Origin of the sequence: Lacinutrix algicola (genome assembly GCF_001418085.1) — a bacterium.
Classification (GTDB): Bacteria; Bacteroidota; Bacteroidia; order Flavobacteriales; family Flavobacteriaceae; genus Lacinutrix; species Lacinutrix algicola.
Window position 1 is genome coordinate 14,050 of sequence record NZ_LIQH01000032.1, and the last position, 20,908, is coordinate 34,957.

The 20,908-nt window shown below is 31.3% G+C and carries 18 protein-coding genes and 1 pseudogene; 12 read left to right on the forward strand and 7 right to left on the reverse strand.

What is annotated here, in order from left to right:
* Positions 1-6: 6 nt before the first annotated feature.
* The 6 genes from prfA (at position 7) to ASC41_RS06660 (ending at position 8,559) form a co-directional block, all read left to right on the forward strand.
* Positions 7-1,083, forward strand: coding sequence for a peptide chain release factor 1 (gene prfA, locus ASC41_RS06635; RefSeq protein WP_055435855.1), 1,077 nt, complete (start codon positions 7-9; stop codon positions 1,081-1,083).
* 116 nt (positions 1,084-1,199) lie between these two features.
* Positions 1,200-2,015: an orotidine-5'-phosphate decarboxylase gene (gene pyrF / locus ASC41_RS06640; protein WP_055435856.1), complete on the forward strand. Its 816-nt coding sequence runs from the start codon at positions 1,200-1,202 to the stop codon at positions 2,013-2,015.
* A 286-nt stretch (positions 2,016-2,301) separates the two neighbouring features.
* Positions 2,302-4,254: a tetratricopeptide repeat-containing sensor histidine kinase gene (locus ASC41_RS06645; protein ID WP_055435857.1), complete on the forward strand. Its 1,953-nt coding sequence runs from the start codon at positions 2,302-2,304 to the stop codon at positions 4,252-4,254.
* A 2-nt stretch (positions 4,255-4,256) separates the two neighbouring features.
* Positions 4,257-5,018 (forward strand): LytR/AlgR family response regulator transcription factor, encoded by a 762-nt coding sequence (locus ASC41_RS06650; protein ID WP_055435858.1) that lies wholly within the window; start codon positions 4,257-4,259, stop codon positions 5,016-5,018.
* Between the two features lie 94 nt (positions 5,019-5,112).
* The gene (locus ASC41_RS06655) at positions 5,113-7,623 is read left to right on the forward strand and encodes a DUF7619 domain-containing protein (RefSeq protein WP_055435859.1); all 2,511 of its coding nucleotides are present in this window, start codon (positions 5,113-5,115) and stop codon (positions 7,621-7,623) included.
* A 150-nt stretch (positions 7,624-7,773) separates the two neighbouring features.
* Positions 7,774-8,559 carry an ABC transporter substrate-binding protein gene (locus ASC41_RS06660; protein ID WP_055435860.1) on the forward strand — a complete coding sequence of 262 codons (786 nt, stop codon included), beginning with the start codon at positions 7,774-7,776 and terminating at the stop codon, positions 8,557-8,559.
* A 197-nt stretch (positions 8,560-8,756) separates the two neighbouring features.
* On the opposite strand, the gene ASC41_RS06665 is transcribed toward ASC41_RS06660, so the two are convergent.
* The 3 genes from ASC41_RS06665 to purU all read right to left on the reverse strand — a co-directional run bounded on the left by ASC41_RS06665 (position 8,757) and on the right by purU (position 10,933).
* Positions 8,757-8,954, reverse strand: a complete 198-nt coding sequence (locus tag ASC41_RS06665) for a Lacal_2735 family protein (RefSeq protein WP_055435861.1) — start codon at positions 8,952-8,954, stop codon at positions 8,757-8,759.
* Positions 8,955-9,206: 252 nt separating this feature from the next.
* Positions 9,207-9,911, reverse strand: a complete 705-nt coding sequence (locus tag ASC41_RS06670) for a DUF4197 domain-containing protein (protein WP_055435862.1) — start codon at positions 9,909-9,911, stop codon at positions 9,207-9,209.
* A gap of 173 nt (positions 9,912-10,084) precedes the next feature.
* Complete coding sequence (gene purU / locus ASC41_RS06675) at positions 10,085-10,933, reverse strand: formyltetrahydrofolate deformylase (RefSeq protein WP_055435863.1); 849 nt, start codon at positions 10,931-10,933, stop codon at positions 10,085-10,087.
* 202 nt (positions 10,934-11,135) lie between these two features.
* On the opposite strand from purU, the gene ASC41_RS06680 reads away from it, so the two are divergent.
* From ASC41_RS06680 to ASC41_RS06700, 5 genes are all read left to right on the forward strand, one after another.
* A complete protein-coding gene (locus tag ASC41_RS06680) occupies positions 11,136-14,549 on the forward strand; it encodes a methylmalonyl-CoA mutase family protein (RefSeq protein ID WP_055435864.1) in 3,414 nt (1,137 codons plus the stop codon).
* A 174-nt stretch (positions 14,550-14,723) separates the two neighbouring features.
* Positions 14,724-15,197, forward strand: coding sequence for an OsmC family protein (locus ASC41_RS06685; protein WP_055435865.1), 474 nt, complete (start codon positions 14,724-14,726; stop codon positions 15,195-15,197).
* A gap of 276 nt (positions 15,198-15,473) precedes the next feature.
* Positions 15,474-16,013, forward strand: a complete 540-nt coding sequence (locus ASC41_RS06690; RefSeq protein WP_055435866.1) for a sigma-70 family RNA polymerase sigma factor — start codon at positions 15,474-15,476, stop codon at positions 16,011-16,013.
* 60 nt (positions 16,014-16,073) lie between these two features.
* Positions 16,074-16,577, forward strand: coding sequence for a type II RES/Xre toxin-antitoxin system antitoxin (gene parS, locus ASC41_RS06695; RefSeq protein ID WP_055435867.1), 504 nt, complete (start codon positions 16,074-16,076; stop codon positions 16,575-16,577).
* Positions 16,578-16,580: 3 nt separating this feature from the next.
* Positions 16,581-17,048 (forward strand): RES family NAD+ phosphorylase, encoded by a 468-nt coding sequence (locus tag ASC41_RS06700; RefSeq protein ID WP_055435868.1) that lies wholly within the window; start codon positions 16,581-16,583, stop codon positions 17,046-17,048.
* On the opposite strand, the gene ASC41_RS17290 is transcribed toward ASC41_RS06700, so the two are convergent.
* Positions 17,049-17,288, reverse strand: coding sequence for a hypothetical protein (locus ASC41_RS17290; RefSeq protein WP_338034462.1), 240 nt, complete (start codon positions 17,286-17,288; stop codon positions 17,049-17,051).
* Between the two features lies 1 nt (position 17,289).
* A pseudogene (locus ASC41_RS06710) lies at positions 17,290-18,492 on the reverse strand (MDR family MFS transporter).
* Positions 18,493-18,889: 397 nt separating this feature from the next.
* Here ASC41_RS06710 and ASC41_RS06715 point away from each other — a divergent pair.
* A complete protein-coding gene (locus tag ASC41_RS06715; RefSeq protein WP_055435869.1) occupies positions 18,890-19,495 on the forward strand; it encodes a DUF1684 domain-containing protein in 606 nt (201 codons plus the stop codon).
* On the opposite strand, the gene crcB is transcribed toward ASC41_RS06715, so the two are convergent.
* Positions 19,492-19,863 (reverse strand): fluoride efflux transporter CrcB, encoded by a 372-nt coding sequence (gene crcB, locus ASC41_RS06720; RefSeq protein WP_055435870.1) that lies wholly within the window; start codon positions 19,861-19,863, stop codon positions 19,492-19,494. The genes ASC41_RS06715 and crcB overlap by 4 nt on opposite strands.
* Before the next feature lie 2 nt (positions 19,864-19,865).
* Positions 19,866-20,888 carry an SRPBCC family protein gene (locus ASC41_RS06725; RefSeq protein ID WP_055435871.1) on the reverse strand — a complete coding sequence of 341 codons (1,023 nt, stop codon included), beginning with the start codon at positions 20,886-20,888 and terminating at the stop codon, positions 19,866-19,868.
* Positions 20,889-20,908 lie beyond the last annotated feature (20 nt).

Below are 20,908 nucleotides of genomic sequence, written 5' to 3' on the forward strand. Positions count from 1 at the left end.
ATATTTATGTTAGATAAATTACAAATAGTAAAACAACGTTTTGATGAGGTGAGTGATTTAATCATTCAACCAGATATTATTTCAGATCAAAAAACTTATGTTGAGCTAACTAGAGAATACAAAAGTTTACGTTTGTTAATGGATAAACGTGAATTATATATAGAGCAGACTAATAATTTAGCTGAAGCTGAAGAAATAATATCAGACGGTAGTGATGCCGAAATGGTAGACATGGCTAAAATGCAATACGATGATGCTAAAACTCAAATTCCATTATTAGAAGAAGAAATAAAATTACTGCTAATTCCTAAAGACCCTCAAGATGCTAAAAATGCTGTTGTAGAATTAAGAGCAGGAGCAGGTGGAGACGAAGCAAGTATTTTTGCTGGAGACTTGTTTAGAATGTATAGTAAGTACTGCGAAAACAGAGGATGGAAAGTAGATACTGTAGATTATAGTGAAGGAACAAATGGAGGTTTTAAAGAAATTCAATTTGAAGTTTCTGGAGACGATGTTTATGGAACTTTAAAATTTGAAGCAGGAGTACACCGTGTACAACGTGTTCCACAAACAGAAACTCAAGGTCGTGTACATACAAGTGCTGCTACAGTAATGGTCTTTCCAGAAGCCGAAGAGTTTGATGTAGTTGTTGAAGCAAAAGACGTAAGAGTAGATTTCTTTTGTTCTTCAGGTCCAGGAGGTCAATCGGTAAACACAACGTATTCAGCAGTACGTTTAACGCACATTCCAACAGGATTAGTGGCACAATGTCAAGATCAAAAATCGCAGCATAAGAATAAAGAGAAAGCCTTTAAGGTTTTACGTTCGCGTTTATATGATTTAGAATTAGCTAAGAAAAACGAAGAAGATGCTGCCTTAAGAGGTACTATGGTAACTTCTGGAGATAGAAGTGCTAAAATTAGAACTTATAATTATTCTCAAGGACGTGTAACAGATCACAGAATTGGATTAACACTTTACGATTTGCAAAATATTGTAAACGGAGATATTCAAAAAATATTAGACGAATTAATGCTAGCCGATAATACTGAGAAGTTAAAGGCTAATAACGATTTACTTTAAATTTAAAGCCTCTTTTTTAGAGGCTTTTTTATTATATAAAAATTAAATTATTTTGTTACACCACACACAAGAGCAACATTTGTAGTGGTGTGATGTGGAACTCACAATTTTAAAGCATGACAACACAGCAACTAACGGCGCAAATTAAAAAAAAGAACTCTTTCTTATGTATTGGGTTAGACGTTGATTTAAATAAAATCCCAAAACATTTATTAGAATTAGAAGATCCAATTTTCGAATTTAATAAAGCAATTATAGATGCAACACATCATTTGTGTGTAGCTTACAAACCCAATACAGCGTTTTATGAAGCCTATGGGATTAAAGGTTGGCAAGCATTAGAAAAAACAATAAAATATTTAAATAAAAATCATCCTGAAATTTTTACAATTGCAGATGCAAAACGTGGAGATATTGGGAATACAAGTACCATGTACGCAAAAGCCTTTTTCGAAGACTTAGCGTTCGATAGTGTTACAGTTGCTCCTTATATGGGAAAAGATTCTGTAGAGCCGTTCTTAGCCTTTAAAAATAAGCATACTATAATGCTAGCGTTAACATCTAATCAAGGTGCTTTCGATTTTCAAACAAAGCAAGTAGATGGTAAAGAACTTTATAAACAAGTTTTAGAAACTTCTAAAAATTGGGAGAACTCAGAGAATTTAATGTACGTAGTTGGTGCAACAAAAGCAGAATACTTCGCAGACATTAGAAAAATAATACCAAATAGTTTTTTACTAGTTCCTGGTGTTGGAGCACAAGGCGGAAACCTTCAAGACGTTTGTAAATACGGAATGAGTGACAATGTTGGGCTGCTTATAAATTCTTCAAGAGGGATTATTTATGCTTCAAATAATAAAGATTTTGCACAAGCAGCGGCTACAAAGGCAGCAGATTTACAGCAGCAAATGGAAGTTGTTTTAAATAGCTAAAGTCATTGCGAGGAGGTAGACGAAGCAATCTCATAGTGCTATGGTAGCTGCTGTAATACAGAGAGTTTGTCATTCAGAGCACAGCGAAGAATCTCTTAAAATAATTTAGTTAGTACTTTTTGCACTGAACTTGTTATTTAGAGTAATTCTGTCATTCAGAGCGTAGCGAAGAACCTAAAAAGAAAAAATCTTTAAAATCGAATTCTAATTCAAAACTATCAAATTCTAATTCATCCCTTTTTATAAAACTATCATATACTATATTTGAATATCAAATTATAGAATATTGAAAACAAAACTACTTATACTTATAGTATTGCTTATTTCGTTAAGCAGTCAATCTCAAAACGAACACATAGATAGTTTGGTTTCTGTATTAAAAGAAACTAAAATAGAAACCCATAAACTAACGTTGTTAAACACTATTTCTAATGCACACAAAACGAGTAGTGGAACAGAAGTAATTAGTTATGCTAATAAAGCTGTAGCACTTGCTAAAAAGCTAAATTCTAACACAGCACTTGGTAATGCATACGTAAACTTAGGGAACGGAAACATTATTATAGGAAACCATGACAAGGCTATCGATTATTTTAAAAAAGCAAAAAGTATTTTTGAAATTGAATTTAAAAAACAACCAACCCAAGATTTAAAGAAGAGTATAGCGAGAACATATGGTAGTATTGGTATTGTATTCTCACAACAAAGTAACTATTCTAGAGCATTTCAATATTTAATTAAATCAATAACTATTTACGAAGAACTTAAAGACTTCAAAATGCTTTCTATATTAAATAATAATGTTGGAGTCGCTTATCAAGCACAAGAAGATTATAGCAAAGCATTAGAGTATTATAATAAAGCAAAACAAACCCAAAAGCAGTTACAAGATCCTAATATTGGGATCACCCTAACCAACATTGCAAATTGTCATTTAAAATTGAAAGCATTACCCAAAGCGCTTTCAGTTTTTAACGAGGCAGAACAATCTGTAAAAGATAACCCTAGAGCATTAGGCGAATGGCATAATAGTATTGGTTCATATTACCATAAAGTGAATGCTCCAGAAAAAGCCATGAAACATTGGGAAAAAGCAATAATTACATTTAGTAGTATTGATGATAAGTTTGGAATTACAGACACTTATATTTTTAAAAGTGGATTGCTTTTAGAGCAAAAACAATATACTAAAGCTATTGAAAACTCTAAAAAAGCATTAATTTTAGCTAACCAAACCAATGTTTTAGAACAGCAAACATTGTCCGAAAAAGTGCTAAGTGAGGCTTACGAAAAGCAGAATAACTTTGTTGAAGCACTAAAACATCAAAAGCAATATTCAATATTTAAAGACTCTTTAGTAAATATTAAAAGTGTAAAAAAAAGTGTGCAAGCGCAAATGAGTTTTGAATATGAAAAAGAAAAAAACACTCAACGTTTAGAACAAGAAAAACAACAATTGTTAGAAGCCGAAGAAGCTAAAATAAAAACTATTAAATATGGTTTTGCAGCCTTTAGTGTATTGCTATTGTCAGGATTAGGTTTTTTGTACTACAACCGTAAACAACTTAAAACACGATTAACTTTAGAAAAAGAGTTGGCTGAATACGAGCAAAAAGCATTACACCTTCAAATGAATCCTCATTTTATTTTTAACTGTTTAGGTGCAATTTCTGGGTTTATAATTAACAATGGTACAGATCACGCTATTAAATACCTGTCTAAGTTTTCAAAACTAATGCGCTTAACTTTAGAGTATTCTAAAGAATCTTTAATACCAATAGGAAAGGAAATTGAAAGCCTTCAAAACTATTTAGAATTAGAAAAACTACGTTTTAATAATACCTTCAATTTTACAATAACAAAAAGCGAAACTATTGAAGATGCTGTGGCAATTCCGCCATTATTAATCCAACCTATTGTAGAAAATGCAATTATTCATGGCATTATACCTAAAAAAGCAGAAGGAAATTTAACAATTAATTTTACTGCAAATAACGATATGATTGTTTGCGAAATTATAGATGATGGTGTTGGGATAGATAATTCAATTAAGAAAAAAGAACAATCGGTGCAAATCCATAAATCGATGGCTTTAGATATTATTAAAAAACGATTAGGTATGATTACCGAAGTCTCTAATAAAAAAGCAAGTATAAAAAGTTTTCAGCTTTATGATGCAAACGGAAATAGTGAAGGCACAAAAGTAATTATTACGTTACCAATTCAATACATAGATTAATTATGATTACAGCAGTTATAATAGACGACGATATAAATTTACGTAACGGTATGAAAGGTTTGTTAAAACTTTATGCACCAGAAATCAGTATTATTGGCGAAGCCGATAATGTACAAAATGGCGTTACCGAAATTGTAAATAAAAAACCACAAGTGGTGTTTTTAGATATTCAATTAACCGATGGAACTGGTTTCGATATTTTAGAAAAAATTACAGAAACTGAAGGTAAAATAAATACAAATATTGTTTTTATAACAGCTCATGAAAAATATGCTATAAAAGCATTTCGCTTTTCTGCTTTAGATTTTTTATTAAAACCTGTAGATCCAGACGAGTTACAACAAGTAATTGCAAAAATTAAAAATAATTTAGAAAGTAAAGCCAGTTATTCTAATATAGATTTGTTATTAGAAAACATTAGTAAAAAAGTAGATACCTTTAAGCGTATTGCTTTATCAACAAGCGAAGGTATTCACCTTTTCGAAATTGGAGATATTATACGCTGCGAAAGCCAAGATAATTACACCAAGTTTTACATTAAAAACCAAAAATCCATTTTAATTTCAAAAACCTTAAAAGAGTATGACGAGTTGTTAAGCGAACATGGTTTTGAGCGCATTCATCAAAGTCACTTAATAAATATAGCGTATTTAAAAGCCTATATAAAAAGTGATGGTGGTTATGTGTTAATGCAAGACGATAGTCATTTACCAATATCGCAACGTAAACGCGAACGTTTAAAACAACTGTTAAACACCATTTAAAAATCGAATTCTAAGTCAAACCCATAGAATACTAATTTGGTATAAAAAAAATAGAAGTTTCTATATTAAATTTATATAAAAAAAAACAATTGCTATGAAAAATATAAAAACCATAATCCATCTAATTTTACTGTTTGTTTCTAGTTTTGCTTTTGGGCAAATAGTAAATATTCCAGATGCTAATTTTAAGGCAGGATTATTGAATTTGCCAAGTTCGTATTTTTCCACCTCAGATTTTGTTTATGTATCTGGTACTTCAACACAAACTTATACACAGGGAACAGGGAGTATAGATGTTAATGGAGATGGAGAAATACAAGAGTCCGAAGCTCTGTTGATTACAGGTTTGAGCTTGGGTGGTTTTGGTATTATTTCTTTACAAGGAATAGACGCGTGTATAAACTTAGAGTATTTAGACCTTGAACAGGAAACTAGCTTAAATAATCTTGATTTGTCAAGTAATATAGAATTAGAGTATTTAAATGTTAGTGGTTGTGTAGCTCTTAATAATCTTGATGTATCTTCTAATTTGCAATTAGAACATCTTGATTTTAATTATAGTGATGGTTTTAGTACAATTGATTTGTCAAATAATTCACAATTAAAATACCTTAATTGTGAAGGTAATTTTTCTTTACAAAATTTAGATTTATCTAACAATTTGCAATTAGAGTATTTAAACGTTAATCAAAATATTAACCTTAATACTCTTGATTTATCAAATAATATAGAATTGAAAGAGCTTTATGGTGAAAGCTTAGAATTAATAACATCATTAGATTTGTCAAACAATTTACAATTAGAGTATCTTTATTGTCCTACTGGAAATATTAATACTCTTAATCTACCAAATAGCTCGCAATTAGAATATATTGATGCCCAATCAAATCAACTTACAACTTTAAATGTTAGTTCAAATGTTAATTTAAGAGAGCTTTATTTAAGACAGAACACTCAATTTTCTGGTGTAGATTTAAGTAGTAACGTTAATCTTGAAATATTAAATTTAGGAGCTAATAATGTTCAAACTGAAATAGATTTAAGTCTAAATCCATTAATAAATACACTTGTGTTTTCAGAAGCGAGTGCTTTAGAGTCAATCTACTTAAAGAATGGTAGTTCGTTAACCACAATTAATACATCTGGATCTGATAATATTCAATTTGTTTGTGCAGATGATGATGAAGTTGATTTTTTAACTAACTATTTTTCAGGTCAAGGTATTACTCCAAACATAAATTCCTATTGCTCATTCACTCCAGGAGGAGATTATAACACAATAACAGGAAATACAACTTTCGATTTAGATAACAATGGTTGCGATGCAAGCAATTTGGTATTCCCACATTTAAAACTAAATATAGATGATGGTACAGATACAGGTTCATCCTTTACAACCAACTCAGGAGAATACAACTTCTACACACAAGACGGTAATTTCACAATAACACCAGAATTTGAGAACCCAACCTTCTTTAATGCAACACCAATAGACGCAATAATTAATTTTACGGATGCAAATAACAACATAACAACACAAGATTTCTGCATTACTGCAAATGGAGTACATAACGACGTAGAAATTGTAATGGCACCAACAATACCTGCAAGACCAGGTTTTGATGCAGAATACATTATTACCTACAAAAACAAAGGAAACCAAACGCTATCAGGTGATTTTGTTTTTAATTATGATGATACTGTTTTAGATTATATAAGCGCAACAGAAGCTCCATTAACACAAACCACAGGACTACTAAGTTGGAATTATACCAATTTATTTCCTTTCGAAAGCAGAAGCGTTTACGTAACCCTAAACGTAAACAGTCCACAAGAAACACCTGAAGTTAATATAGACGATCTATTGGATTTCTTTCTAACAATAAATCCAGTTGTAGGAGATGAAATACCTGACGATAATACTTTTGGATATAAGCAAACAGTAGTTGGAAGTTACGATCCAAACGATATAACTTGTCTTGAAGGCGATATAGTAGAGCCAACTCAAATTGGAGAATACTTGCATTATATTATCAATTTTGAAAACACAGGTAATTTTCCAGCACAAAATATTGTAGTAGCCACAGAAATAGATCCTGCAATGTTCGATATTAATACTTTGCGTGTTTTAAGTAGTTCTCACGATGCATATGTAAAAGTAAAAGGAGGTATAGTAGAAATTGTTTTCGAAGCAATTTATTTAGATACAGGAGGACATGGAAACATTCTATTAAAAGTACAATCTCAAGATACTTTGCAAACAAACGATACTGTTACAAAAAATGCAGAAATCTTTTTTGATTATAATTTTCCAATAGAAACTAATAACGCAAATACAACCTATGCAGTATTAAGTACTACAGAATTTGAAATAGACCATTCGGTTTCGGTATATCCAAATCCAGTTAAGGATGTGGTTATAATCTCAGCTAAGGATAATATAAAATCTGTTGCATTATTCGATGTTTCTGGTCGTGTATTACAAACCAAAATAACTACTAGTAAGGAATTGAAACTAGATTTGTCTAGTAGAGCAAGTGGTGTGTATTTTGTAAAAATAACAACAGAGAAAGGAATAAAAGTAGAGAAGATTTTAAAAGATTAAAAATAGTTTTAGTTAGTTATTTTTTCAGCCATTGCAGTTTTTTTACTGCAATGGTTTTTTATTGTTTCATTACAAGGAGTTAAGTAATCTCTTAAGTAGAAACAATTCTTATATCTTTACAGATATAAGTTATTCGCTATTTTAAATAAAATGAAAGATCAAATAGGTAGACAATTAAACATAGATACTATTCCAAAACGAATAATCTCACTCGTACCATCACAAACCGAGCTGCTTGTCGATTTAGGTCTTGAAGATTCTATAGTTGGTCTAACAAAATTCTGCATACATCCCATTCAATTAAAAACTACAGAAAAAGTAGTTGGAGGCACAAAGCAAATTAATCTCGATAAAATAAAGGCACTTAAGCCAGATATTATACTTTGTAATAAAGAAGAAAACACAAAAGAGATAGTAGAAGCTTGCGAAAGTATTTGCATAACTCACGTGTCAGATATTTTCACAGTAGAAGATAGTTTAGAGCTTATAAAACAATATGGCGAAATTTTTAATAAAGAAGCAAACGCGATAAAAATATCAAATCAAATTAATGCTAATTTAAAAGATTTTAAAGCCTTTGTAAAAGAGGAGCCAATTCTAAAAGTAGCTTATTTTATATGGAGAAAACCATGGATGGTAGCTGGTAATAATACGTTTATAAATCATTTGTTAGAATTAAATAAATTCGAAAATGTTTATAATAACTTAGAACGCTATCCCGAAATAGAATTAGAAAAATTAAAGTTAAACAGAGGTCCTGAAATTATATTACTGTCTAGCGAACCTTACCCATTTAAAAACGAACATGCCATAGAAATAAATAACGCATCTCCTCACGCAAAAACAGTTCTTGTAGATGGAGAAATGTTTTCGTGGTATGGTTCTAGACTTATAAAAGCATTTAGTTACTTTAAAATGCTACGTCAAAACCTTTAGGGAGTTTTTTATTATCCAGGACAGTACTAAAAGACTGTTGTGTAGCTTTTTGTTTTAATGCATTTATTTTATAGGACTTATTTAAATTAGGCCTTATTTTTCCAACTTTACAAAAATGTGTATTCATATCTTTCTTTTTATATAAATACGAGTAGTTTTCTTACTTAGATCTCGTTCAAAGTAAAAAACATAAAACTTTATATTGTAGCCTTTGGGTTATCACGAAACAGAAATTTAATCTTGTTTAATTTGTGTAATAATTTCAGTGCCTTAAACTCAGAGTCATCACTAAGTGCATGGTCTGTTTCTCTTAAATTATAGGCTTGTTCTATTAGCTGCAGATACCGGCTATTTAGTTTTTGATGATGAGATTCTAATAGATTTACTTTTTTCATAATAATTAGAGCTTAGTCTTATAAAAATACGTTAAATATTGGTAATAAGCAACTTGTGTTGTTTGTGAGCTAATTAGATTATAAAAAAAAGCCAATCTAAATTTTTAGATTGGCTTTAAATATTTTTTACTAAACTAACTAACTCAAGTAAATTATGGAGAATATAACTTGAAGTACAAAAGTATAGAAATCCCTTTGCGCTTATGTTACCAAAACTTTAGCTTAGTATTATTAATTTGTATATTTTTTTAATTAATCCTGTAGAGCAAAAACTTTCTGTAATAATGCAGTAGTTCTAGACGATGCTTTTTCTCTAATTTCTAGTTCTTCAACAGCAATCATTTTATAAACACCTTTTAAAGCTTCAGTAGTAACGTAATCTGTTAAATCAGGATTTACATTACTAGTAAAAGGTATTGTGTTATACTTATTTATTAAGTTAGACCAAATTTGATCTGCACCAACCTTAGCAAAACTATTTTTAATTACAGGATTAAATTTAGCATATAAAGCTGTTTGTGTTTTTCCGTTTAAGTACTGTGTTGCTGCATCTTTATCTCCTAATAAAATGTTTTTAGCATCGTTAAAAGTGATGTCTTTAACTGCGTCAACAAATATAGGTGTTGCCTCTCCAACAGCATCTTCTGCTGCACGGTTTAATACTTTTAAACCTTCGTCTGCCAAGCTGCTAAGTCCAATATCACGTAATGCTTTATCTACTTTTTGTAACTCTGCAGGTAATAATATTTTTACTAAATCGTTCTTAAAAAAACCATCCGTAGACGTTAATTTACTTACTTGTTTATCTATTCCAAGATCAAGAGCTTCGCGTAATCCGTTACCAATATCTAATTGAGAAATAGCGCCAGTACCTTGAGGTAGTTGACTAACAACCTGTTGTAATTCTGCACAAGCAGATAAATTTAATACTAATAAAAGGGCAATAAATTTTTTCATCTTTTTTTATTTTAAGTGGTAAAGGTAATAATTATTAGAGCAAATATTTTGTTAAAACTGTTCCGCAAGCTCCACAGCTTTAAAAAACACCGCGTTTTCCGTTATATCTTTTTTTTGCCATATATGGCAGCAAAAAAAAGGATGCCACTACAACCGCTTTCGCAAAACCACTGTTATGAGAAAATAACGGTTTTATTATTAAACACCATTACTTTTCGTTTTATATGTAATTTAATAGCATTAGCTAAAACAACACGCTCTAAGTCTCGACCTTTTGCTATTAAATCTTCAATAGTATAAGTGTGAGAAATACGCTCTACATCTTGTTCTATAATTGGTCCTGCATCCAATTCCTCGGTTACATAGTGGCTAGTTGCTCCAATAATTTTTACACCACGTTTATAAGCCGAGTGGTAAGGCTTTGCACCAACAAAAGCTGGTAAAAACGAATGGTGAATATTGATAACCTTATTAGGAAACTTATTAATAATTTTGCTAGACACAATTTGCATGTAACGTGCTAAAACAATAAAATCGATACCATGAGCATTGCATAATTTTAATTGCTGTGCTTCGGCTTCAGCTTTAGTGTCTTTTGTTACGGGAATATGATAAAACGGAATATTAAAACTATCTGCAATAGGTTTTAATGTATTGTGATTACTAATAATAAACGGAATTTCTAAATTAAGTTCACCAGAGTTATAGCGACCTAAAAGGTCGTACAAACAATGGTCGTATTTAGAAACAAATAGTGCCATTTTAGGTTTTTCGTCATCATTATAAATACGCCACTTCATGTTAAACCTTTCGGCTAACTCCGTTTTAAAGTTAAGTTTAAAGCCTTCCATAGAAAAAGAAGTAAATTCACTTTCTAGACGCATAAAGAAAATATCTTGTTCTCTATCTACATGTTGGTCTATGTAAACAATGTTTCCATTATTGTTGGCGATAAAGTTAGTAACTGTAGCAATAATTCCAGATTGGTCTTTGCAATGTATTTGTAATGTAATTTTTTTCATTTTTCTTTCCGCGAAAGCGTTAAATTTTCACCTGTATATAATTCCGCGAAAGCGAAAAACTGAGTGTTAATAGCATTACTAATGTACTATAAATTGGGCTGAGTAATTTTATTCACTAAAACTTTTAGATAATTGTAGTTTTTAGAGCAAATTTTTTGATTATTCCGTAAATTGCACGCTTAAATCAGATTATTTTTTCCGAATGATACAAGCAACACCATACAAACCAAAATATAAAGTTAGAATTGTAACAGCAGCAGCCTTGTTCGATGGGCACGATGCATCCATAAATATTATGCGACGTATTATCCAATCTACTGGAGTTGAGGTTATTCACTTAGGACACGATAGAAGTGTGGACGAAGTGGTAAATACTGCCATTCAAGAAGATGCAAATGCTATTTGTTTAACGTCTTATCAAGGTGGACATAATGAGTATTTTAAATACATGTACGATCTTTTAAAAGAAAGAGGTGCAGAACATATTAAAATCTTCGGTGGAGGAGGAGGTGTAATTTTACCTTCAGAAATTAAAGAATTAATGGATTACGGTATTTCTCGTATTTACTCACCAGACGATGGTCGTGAAATGGGATTACAAGGTATGATTAACGATTTGGTTCAACAATCAGATTTTGCAATTGGAGATAAGTTAAGTAACGAAGTAGAAATGCTTCCTACTAAAAACCCAAAGGCAATAGCTAGAGTTATTTCTTCGGCAGAAAACTTTCCAGAAGTTGCCAAAGATGCTTTAGATAAAATACATGCTAAAAATAAAAAATCTAAAACACCAGTTTTAGGTATTACAGGTACTGGAGGATCAGGAAAATCGTCTCTAGTAGATGAATTAGTAAGACGTTTTCTTATAGATTTTCCAGAAAAAACGGTTGGTTTAGTATCTGTAGATCCATCTAAACGTAAAACAGGAGGAGCACTTTTAGGAGATAGAATTAGAATGAACGCTATTAACTCACCAAGAGTCTATATGCGTAGTTTGGCTACACGTCAAAGTAATTTAGCATTATCTAAATATGTAAACGAAGCGGTACAGGTTTTAAAAGCTGCAGAATACGATTTAATTATACTTGAAACTTCTGGTATTGGGCAATCGGATACTGAGATTATGGAGCACAGTGATGTTGCTTTATATGTTATGACTCCAGAATTTGGTGCAGCAACACAACTTGAAAAAATCGATATGCTTGATTTTGCAGATTTAGTTGCCATTAATAAATTCGATAAACGTGGTTCTTTAGATGCTTTACGAGATGTTAAAAAACAATACATGCGTAATAATCATCTTTGGGATGTGCATCAAGATGATTTACCTGTTTTTGGAACGATAGCGTCTCAATTTAACGACCCAGGAATGAATACGCTTTACAAAGCGATAATGGATAAGTTGGTTGAGAAAACTGATAGTGTTTTAAAATCGACTTTCGAAATTTCTGAAGAAATGAGCGAGAAGATTTTTGTTATTCCACCAAGTAGAACACGCTACTTATCTGAAATTGCAGAGAGTAATCGTGCTTACGATAAAACGGCAAATACACAAGTTGAGGTTGCACAGAAATTATACGGTATCTATAAAACATTAGAATCTGTTTTAGATGCAAAACCAGAATTAGATAAAGCTGGTATAGCTTCAGAATCTGTTACAGCAACAGAAGATAATAAAGACTTTGTTAGATTATTAGTTTCAGAATTCGATCGTGTAAAATTAAACTTAGATCCTTACAATTGGGAAGTTATTACTGGTTGGGATGAGAAAGTAAATAAATACAAAAATCCTATTTATACTTTTAAAGTAAGAGACAAGGAAATAAAAATAGAAACGCATACAAAATCATTATCGCAAAGTGATATTCCAAAAGTAGCTTTACCAAAGTACAAAGCTTGGGGAGATATTTTAAAATGGTGTTTACAAGAAAATGTACCAGGAGAATTTCCATACACATCAGGATTATATCCTTTTAAACGTACAGGTGAAGATCCAGCACGTATGTTTGCAGGAGAAGGTGGACCAGAACGTACAAACAGACGTTTTCACTATGTAAGTGCAGGTTTACCGGCAAAACGTTTATCTACTGCTTTCGATAGTGTAACACTTTATGGTAACGATCCAGATTTGCGTCCGGATATTTACGGTAAAATTGGTAATGCAGGTGTTAGTATTTGTTGTTTAGACGATGCTAAAAAACTGTATTCTGGTTTCGATTTAGCAAATGTAATGACCTCTGTAAGTATGACCATAAATGGTCCTGCTCCTATGTTATTAGGTTTCTTTATGAATGCTGCCATTGATCAACAATGTGAGTTTTACATTAAAGAAAATGGCTTAGAAAAAGAAGTAGAAGCAAAAATTGCTAAACTCTATAAAGACAAAGAACGTCCGTCTTATAACGGAGAGTTACCAGAAGGAAACAATGGTTTAGGTTTAATGTTATTAGGTGTTACTGGAGATCTAGTATTACCAGCAGATGTTTATGCCGAAATAAAGACAAACACAATTGCTCAAGTTAGAGGAACTGTACAAGCTGATATTTTAAAAGAAGATCAAGCGCAAAATACATGTATTTTCTCTACAGAATTTGCATTGCGTTTAATGGGAGATGTTCAAGAGTATTTTATCGACAACAATGTGCGTAACTTTTACTCGGTATCTATTTCTGGATATCATATTGCAGAAGCAGGAGCAAACCCAATTACACAGTTAGCGTTAACTTTATCTAATGGTTTCACTTACGTGGAATATTATTTAAGTCGTGGAATGGACATTAATAAATTTGGTCCAAATTTATCGTTCTTTTTCTCTAATGGTATCGATCCAGAATATTCTGTAATTGGTCGTGTGGCTAGAAAAATTTGGTCTAAAGCATTAAAACATAAATACGGAGCGAACTCAAGAGCGCAAATGTTGAAATACCACATTCAAACCTCTGGAAGAAGTTTACATGCTCAGGAAATTGACTTTAACGATATACGTACAACGCTTCAAGCATTATACGCTATTTACGATAACTGTAACTCGTTACATACAAATGCTTATGACGAAGCTATTACTACTCCTACGGAAGAATCTGTACGTCGTGCAATGGCAATTCAGTTAATTATAAATAAAGAATTAGGATTAGCTAAAAACGAAAACCCTATACAAGGTTCTTTTATTATTGAAGAGTTAACCGATTTAGTAGAAGATGCTGTATTAAAAGAATTCGATCGTATTACAGAAAGAGGAGGTGTTTTAGGTGCAATGGAAACAATGTACCAGCGTTCTAAAATACAAGAAGAAAGCTTGTATTATGAGACTTTAAAACATAATGGAGAGTTCCCAATTATTGGTGTAAATACTTTTTTAAGTTCTAAAGGTTCGCCAACAGTTGTGCCAAAAGAAGTTATTAGAGCAACAGAAGAGGAAAAGCAATTCCAGATTAAAACACTAGAGAATTTACATAAAGCTAACGATACAAAAGCAATGTTAAAAGAGCTTCAAGTAAAAGCAATTAACAACGAAAATATATTTGAAGAATTAATGGAAGTTTGTAAAGTATGTAGTTTAGGTGAAATTACAGCTTCGTTATTTGAAGTTGGAGGACAGTATAGACGTAACATGTAAGTAAATAATCATTTTTCGTTTTTATGAAATGATGAATGTATCGCTTATCTTAAATCTATTTTTAGATCTCTCTGAAGCTTTGTCATTCAGAGCAAAGCGAAGAATTTTAATAAATTAAATAAAAAAGCGTTTCTACTTTGAAACGCTTTTTTTACATCAAAAAACTAAAATAAGATGTCTATAAATCACACCTTTAAAGCAAAAGTAAACTGGACAATAAACGAAGGAGATAGCACTCAAAATCCAAGAACCTTTAGCCGAAATCACGACGTTATAATTGCTAACAAAACATCACGATTAGAGGTGTCTGCAGCGAAGCTATTTAGAGGAGACGATACATTATACAATCCTGAAGATTTATTATTATCTGCTTTAGCGTCTTGCCACATGATGTCTTACTTATATGTTTGTGCTCAAAATAATATAGAGGTTTTAAGTTATACAGATACTGCTGAAGGTGATTTAGAAGTTGAAGCAACAGGAAGCGGAAGCTTTAAAAAGGTAAGATTAAAGCCAATAGTTACTATAAAAGATGCTGCACAAAAAACTTTAGCGCTTAGTTTACATGAAAAAGCAAATAGTTTATGTTTTATAGCGAACTCCTGTAATTTTCCAATCTCCCATGATGCCTTAGTTTTGGTGAGTTAGTATTTTATTTTAAGTCCTTTTAAATAAAAGTGCATATAAATGCATCTTTTTAAAACATAATACGTCTATTATATGAACTTAAACATTAGAGATCATGAAAAATATAGAATGTACTTGCAACTGCGAAGGTTGCTCTAAAGGAAACTGTACTAATTGTACTTGCGATAATTGTACATGTACTAACTGTAACTGTTAAGGTATAATTAAACCTACAGTATTATAGCGCTAATTTTAGTAAATTTATACTAGAATTAGCGTTATTTATAAGCTATCATTATGAAAACTCAAGAGGTTTGGAAGTTACATGCAGAAGATATTAAATACTTTATTTTAAGTATGGTAAAGGATGCAACAATAACAGACGATTTATTACAAGAAACATTTATTAAAGTACACACTAAGTTAAACACTTTAAAAGATGACTCTAAAATAAAGCCATGGTTGTTTTCTATAGCAAGATATACTGTTTTAGATTATTTTAAAAAGCAAAATATTGGCTATGAAAGCACTGATAATGATTTTGTAGAAGAAGAAAAGCAGGAACATACCGAAATAGATTGCTTACATGGTATTATTAAAAGCTTACCAAAAAAGTATAGAGACCCATTATTTCTTTCGGATATAAAAGGTTTAAAACAAGCTGAGGTTGCTAAGCAATTAAAAATAGAACTATCAACTGCAAAATCTCAAATACAACGTGCTAGAAAAATGGTAGCACAAGGTTTTAAAGACTGTTGTGGTTTTGTCGAGAATGAAAAAGGCATTTTAGTTGGCGAACTACAAGAGAAAAAAGATTGCAAAGTTTGTAACTATTAATATGCTTAATACTTTTTAATAACGACAAAAAGTTGTATATTCGTGTAAAGTGTCGCAATCATGAAACAATATAAGCAAGATCATAGTATTCAAAACTTAGCAAACGAGCCAGAAGCATTCTACGGCTTAGATAATAAGTATGATAGAATTATAAGTGTTTTAGGAGGTAGTACAAATATTTCTCATTCTATAAGCAGCGATTTCGATCTTATTCAAATTACAAGAAATGGTTTACCAAAATCGGCAGTTTTAACGCTTAGTAAATTGTTAGGTATTTCTATGGAACGCATGAGCGATTTAATTCATATTTCGCACCGTACAATACAGCGTAAAAGCGATAGCGATTTATTAAATGTATACAGTACAGAACAAATTTTAGAAATTGCTCAAGTGGTTTCTCGTGGTATTGAAGTTTTGGGTACGCTAGATAATTTTACTTCTTGGTTGCATAGCGATATTAGAGTGTTAAACTATAATAAACCTATAAGTTTACTAGATACTAGTTTTGGTACAGGCTTAATTCTAGATGTTTTAGGTCGTATAGAATTTGGTGTATATTCTTAAAATATGCGTGTATTTAGGATTGCTAAAAAGCAATATTTAGAAGATTTATCTGGAGAAGGTTCTCGTTTATTCGGTGGGCGTTGGAATAAAAAAGGATTGCCGATGCTTTATTTTTCGGATAGCTTATCTACTAGTTTACTTGAGGTTTTAGTACATTTAGATTTTAAATATCTGACCAAGGACTTTGGTTATATTGAAATTGATATTCCCGACAATTTAATAGACACTAAATTAAAATTGAAAGATTTAGATGATAATTGGAGAGACAATCCGCCAAAAAGTATCACTACAAATCTTGGAACTGCATTTTTAAAGGCTAATAAAAAATTAGCATTAAAAGTACCTTGTGCTATTTTGCCAATGGCAAGTAATATTTTAATAAATCCGAAGCATAAAGATTTTGCTAAACTAAAAGTAATTAAGGTCGCAGATTTAGATATTGATAGTCGCTTGATTGTTGATACTAAATAATTAATTAGTAATAGTGATATAAGAGAGTTTCTCTACATTACATTCACTCATAAAATTGCTTTTTTTACAAATTGAAATAGTTTCTGTAAAATGAATAGATAACGTCGCTTCACCGTCCGGACATTCCAAACGCGCATAACGAGGCAACGCATCTACTATTAACTTAAGACCTAGTTTTTTGTAAAAAGAGACTAAAGCATTTGTTCTGTTAGAGCTTATGGTGACTTGGTTTAAGTTCATTTTAATTATTTTTTTTCACATTTAGTTTTAAAATAAATAATAATAAAACACCTAGCATGGCAAGTGCCGTCATAATATACCAAGTATTATTAAAGCCTAAGCCTTCTATAAGATGCAGACCTGTATTATGACCAAATATACTTCCTACAGAAAAAGCCATAGCATACATTGCCATATATTCGCCTTGATTACCATTTCTTGCACGGTCTAATGCAAAACCATTAGCAAAAGGAAATGCTATCATTTCTCCAGCCGTCATTAAAAACATACCGATAATTAAAATTCCAGACCAGCTTGTAATATTTAAGACGATTAAGCTTAATCCTGTTAAAAAGCATCCAAATAATATTAATCCAATTTTGGTATTTTGTGTTTTTTCTAACCATTTTATTAATGGCATTTCAAAGAGGAATATAAATAAACCATTAGCCCCTAAAATTAAACCAACTTGTAATTCGCTTAAATGGTGTGTTTCTCTGTAGTAAATAGGCATTGCTGAGAAATACTGAAAAAACACAATGGCAAATAGTACCATAGCGACAAAAAAGATTAAAAATGGTGTGTCCTTATAAGCTGATTGCGGACTTTCATTTTTAAAATCGTCTTGTATTTTTGCCTTTTTCGGATTTAAAACAATAAATAAAACAAGAGTTGCCAGAATACAAGTAATACCATCTACCCAAAATAACCCGGAGTAGTTAAGGTGTGTAATTATTAGTCCACCAATCTTTCATCCAGCTGAAAAACCTAAGTTTATTGCTAAGCGAATAAGTGTTACACTTCTTGTTTTGTTTTCAGGTTTACTGTATGCACTCATGGCAACAAAAGACGCAGGTCTGAACATATCTGCCACACACATGGTTAAAAATATGCCTAAACAGAGTGTTTTAAACGTTGTTAAATATTGTAGACCAATAAATAGAAAACCAGTAGCAAGAAGACTAAATACCATTATTTTGTAATAACCAATAACATCAGTTAATTTGCCGCCAACCCAAATGCCTATTAGGGATCCAAGTCCAAAACAGGTCATTATCCAGCCTACATTACCAATAGAAATATCTAAATCTTCGGTTAAGTAAATCGAAAGAAAAGGAATTACCATTGTGCCTGCTCGATTTATTAAAGTAATAAGTGCGAGCCACCAGATTTCTTTAGAGAGACCGCTAAAAGAGTCGATGTAATTTGCGTAAATTTTTTTCATTGGTTTGGTTGGTTTTTGGTTTATTTCATTTACAAAAAGTTTAATTCGTAATAGACCTAAAGTAAAAAAGTCCAACTACGAAGTTGGACTTTTAATATTGTATTAATTGATATTTATATCATTACAAAATATAGCAAGCCCAATCTGTATCTCTACAAGAGGTTTGTTTTATATAATATGTAATGACTAAATTCATTTTCTATATTTTGATGCTTCAAAGCTACGCAAATTTTTTATATGTCGTATTTTTGAAAAGATAAATATAATTAAAGATGAAAAATCATGTTATTTACCACTAGGGTTTTAGGCTTTACACAAGCTTCTCTATTTAGTATAATTTTAAGTTTAATTACATCTTTCAATCCAAATAATTAATAGCATTATAATATAAGTACCAATGACAAAAAATATATTACTTTTTATTTTATTCGTTTCAGCTTTAAGTTGTGCACAAAAAAAAGAGCCACTTTTAGGAGATACAGAATGGCAACGCAAAATGAATTCAGATTTTAAAGACGCTTCAGAATCGCCATTAAAAGATAAAGACAGAAAGACATTTAGGGCTCTAGATTTTTTTGAATTTGATTCGACTTACACTGTAGTAGCTACATTAAAAAGAACACCAGGTTCTAAATGGTTTAAAATGAAAACGACTACTAACCGCCTGTCTAAAGAACGTGTTTTTGGGGTTTTATCTTTTAAATTGAATAAAAAAGAGTATCAATTAAATGTTTATCAAGGTGAAGATTTAATGACGAAAGAAGGTTTTGAGGATTATTTATTCCTTCCTTTTTTAGATAACACCAATGGCGAAACTAGTTATGGCGGCGGACGTTATATCGAACTGCGTATACCTGAAGGTGATGAAATAATTATAGATTTTAATAAAGCTTACAATCCGTTTTGTGCTTACAACGCAAAGTATTCTTGCCCAATTGTACCAAGAGTAAATTATATAGATGAAGAGATTAAAGCAGGAGTTAAAGCTTATGCAAAGCACTAAAAGCTTTTAGCTAAATACATGCCGCCAAAAACGGCTAAAAAACCAATTACAAAACTTGCAATAGTATAGATAGCAAAACTTGTAAAATCTCCGGCTTTTAAAAACACATGGTTTTCGTAAGCAAAGCTTGAAAATGTGGTAAAACCACCACAAAATCCTGTTGCTAATAATAATGTGTGATTTTGTGAAAGTGTATTGTTTTTAAGCGCTAAACCTAATATAATACCAATAAGTAAACTTCCTAAAATATTGGCAGCAAACGTACCGTAAGGGATTCCGTTTTCGGTATTGTTTAAATACTTTCCTAGCAGGTAGCGTAAGACACTACCAAAACCACCACCAACGAATACGAGTAAAATATTTTTCATTGTTATTTTACTGCTATATAAATTTCAGTTTTTAAATCTGCTGGATTTGGCGTGCTAGATGGATTGTTTAGATAAGCTTCTAAATTTGGTCCATTCTCTTCTTGTTCTAGACCACTTTTTGTAATGGCAGCCATAGCTTTTTTCCAAGCTTCTTCAAGGTTGCTATAATCACCATTTAGTGTTGTTCTTACAGCTTTAAAAGGAGCTAATTGACCTGTTAGTATTTCGCCTCCAGTAGTAATTACACGAGCAGTTGTTGGTACACAACATGAAAACATAACAGCGTTATTCTCTTCGTCATATTTATGATATAATATATAAGGAGCTCCTGCCATTGTAATATTGTTTTTCTGTGCATACGTTATTACAGCAGGTAACATTGTAGCCATTTTGCTTTTAAAATCCTCTAAAGTTGTAGCTGCTGTATTATAAATATAGTAGCCTCCGCTATGTTGTGTCGTTTCGTTATCGACAACAATACTGTGTTTTTTCATGTCTATAAGAATAAGATTGTCTAGTTTTTCAAGACTACGCTCGTATTCTGGACCTATCTGTTTTTCCATGCCTCCCATAAAAGCAGAAAAAGCTTTAAAAGCAAAAGGCAAATCTTTTCCTTCTATGTTCCATGTTACATCGGTAGAGCCATCTGCATTTGGTTTAAATTTCCAAAATACGTTAGACGATGGAAAATCTCCATATTGCATAACTTGACTAATAGATTTATTAGTATTGGTTTCTATAGTTTTCATGGTACCAATACCATCTTTATCTTCCCAAGTATAAATAGAGCCTTCGCCTTGAGTTGTTTCTGATAAAGTAATTTTTATATCTGGATTTTTTTCTACCCAAGAAGACCATGATTTCCAATTTTTAAAATCATTAACATTCTTGTAAATTACAGCTGCCGGTGCATTAATTGTACGTGTTCTTGTTACAGAATACTCATTTGGTTGTACAGCAATATATATGGCTAAAGCAATAATAGCAATAAGAACAAGAAAGAAAATGTATTTTATGGCTTTCATAAATGGTTTTGTGGCTTTTA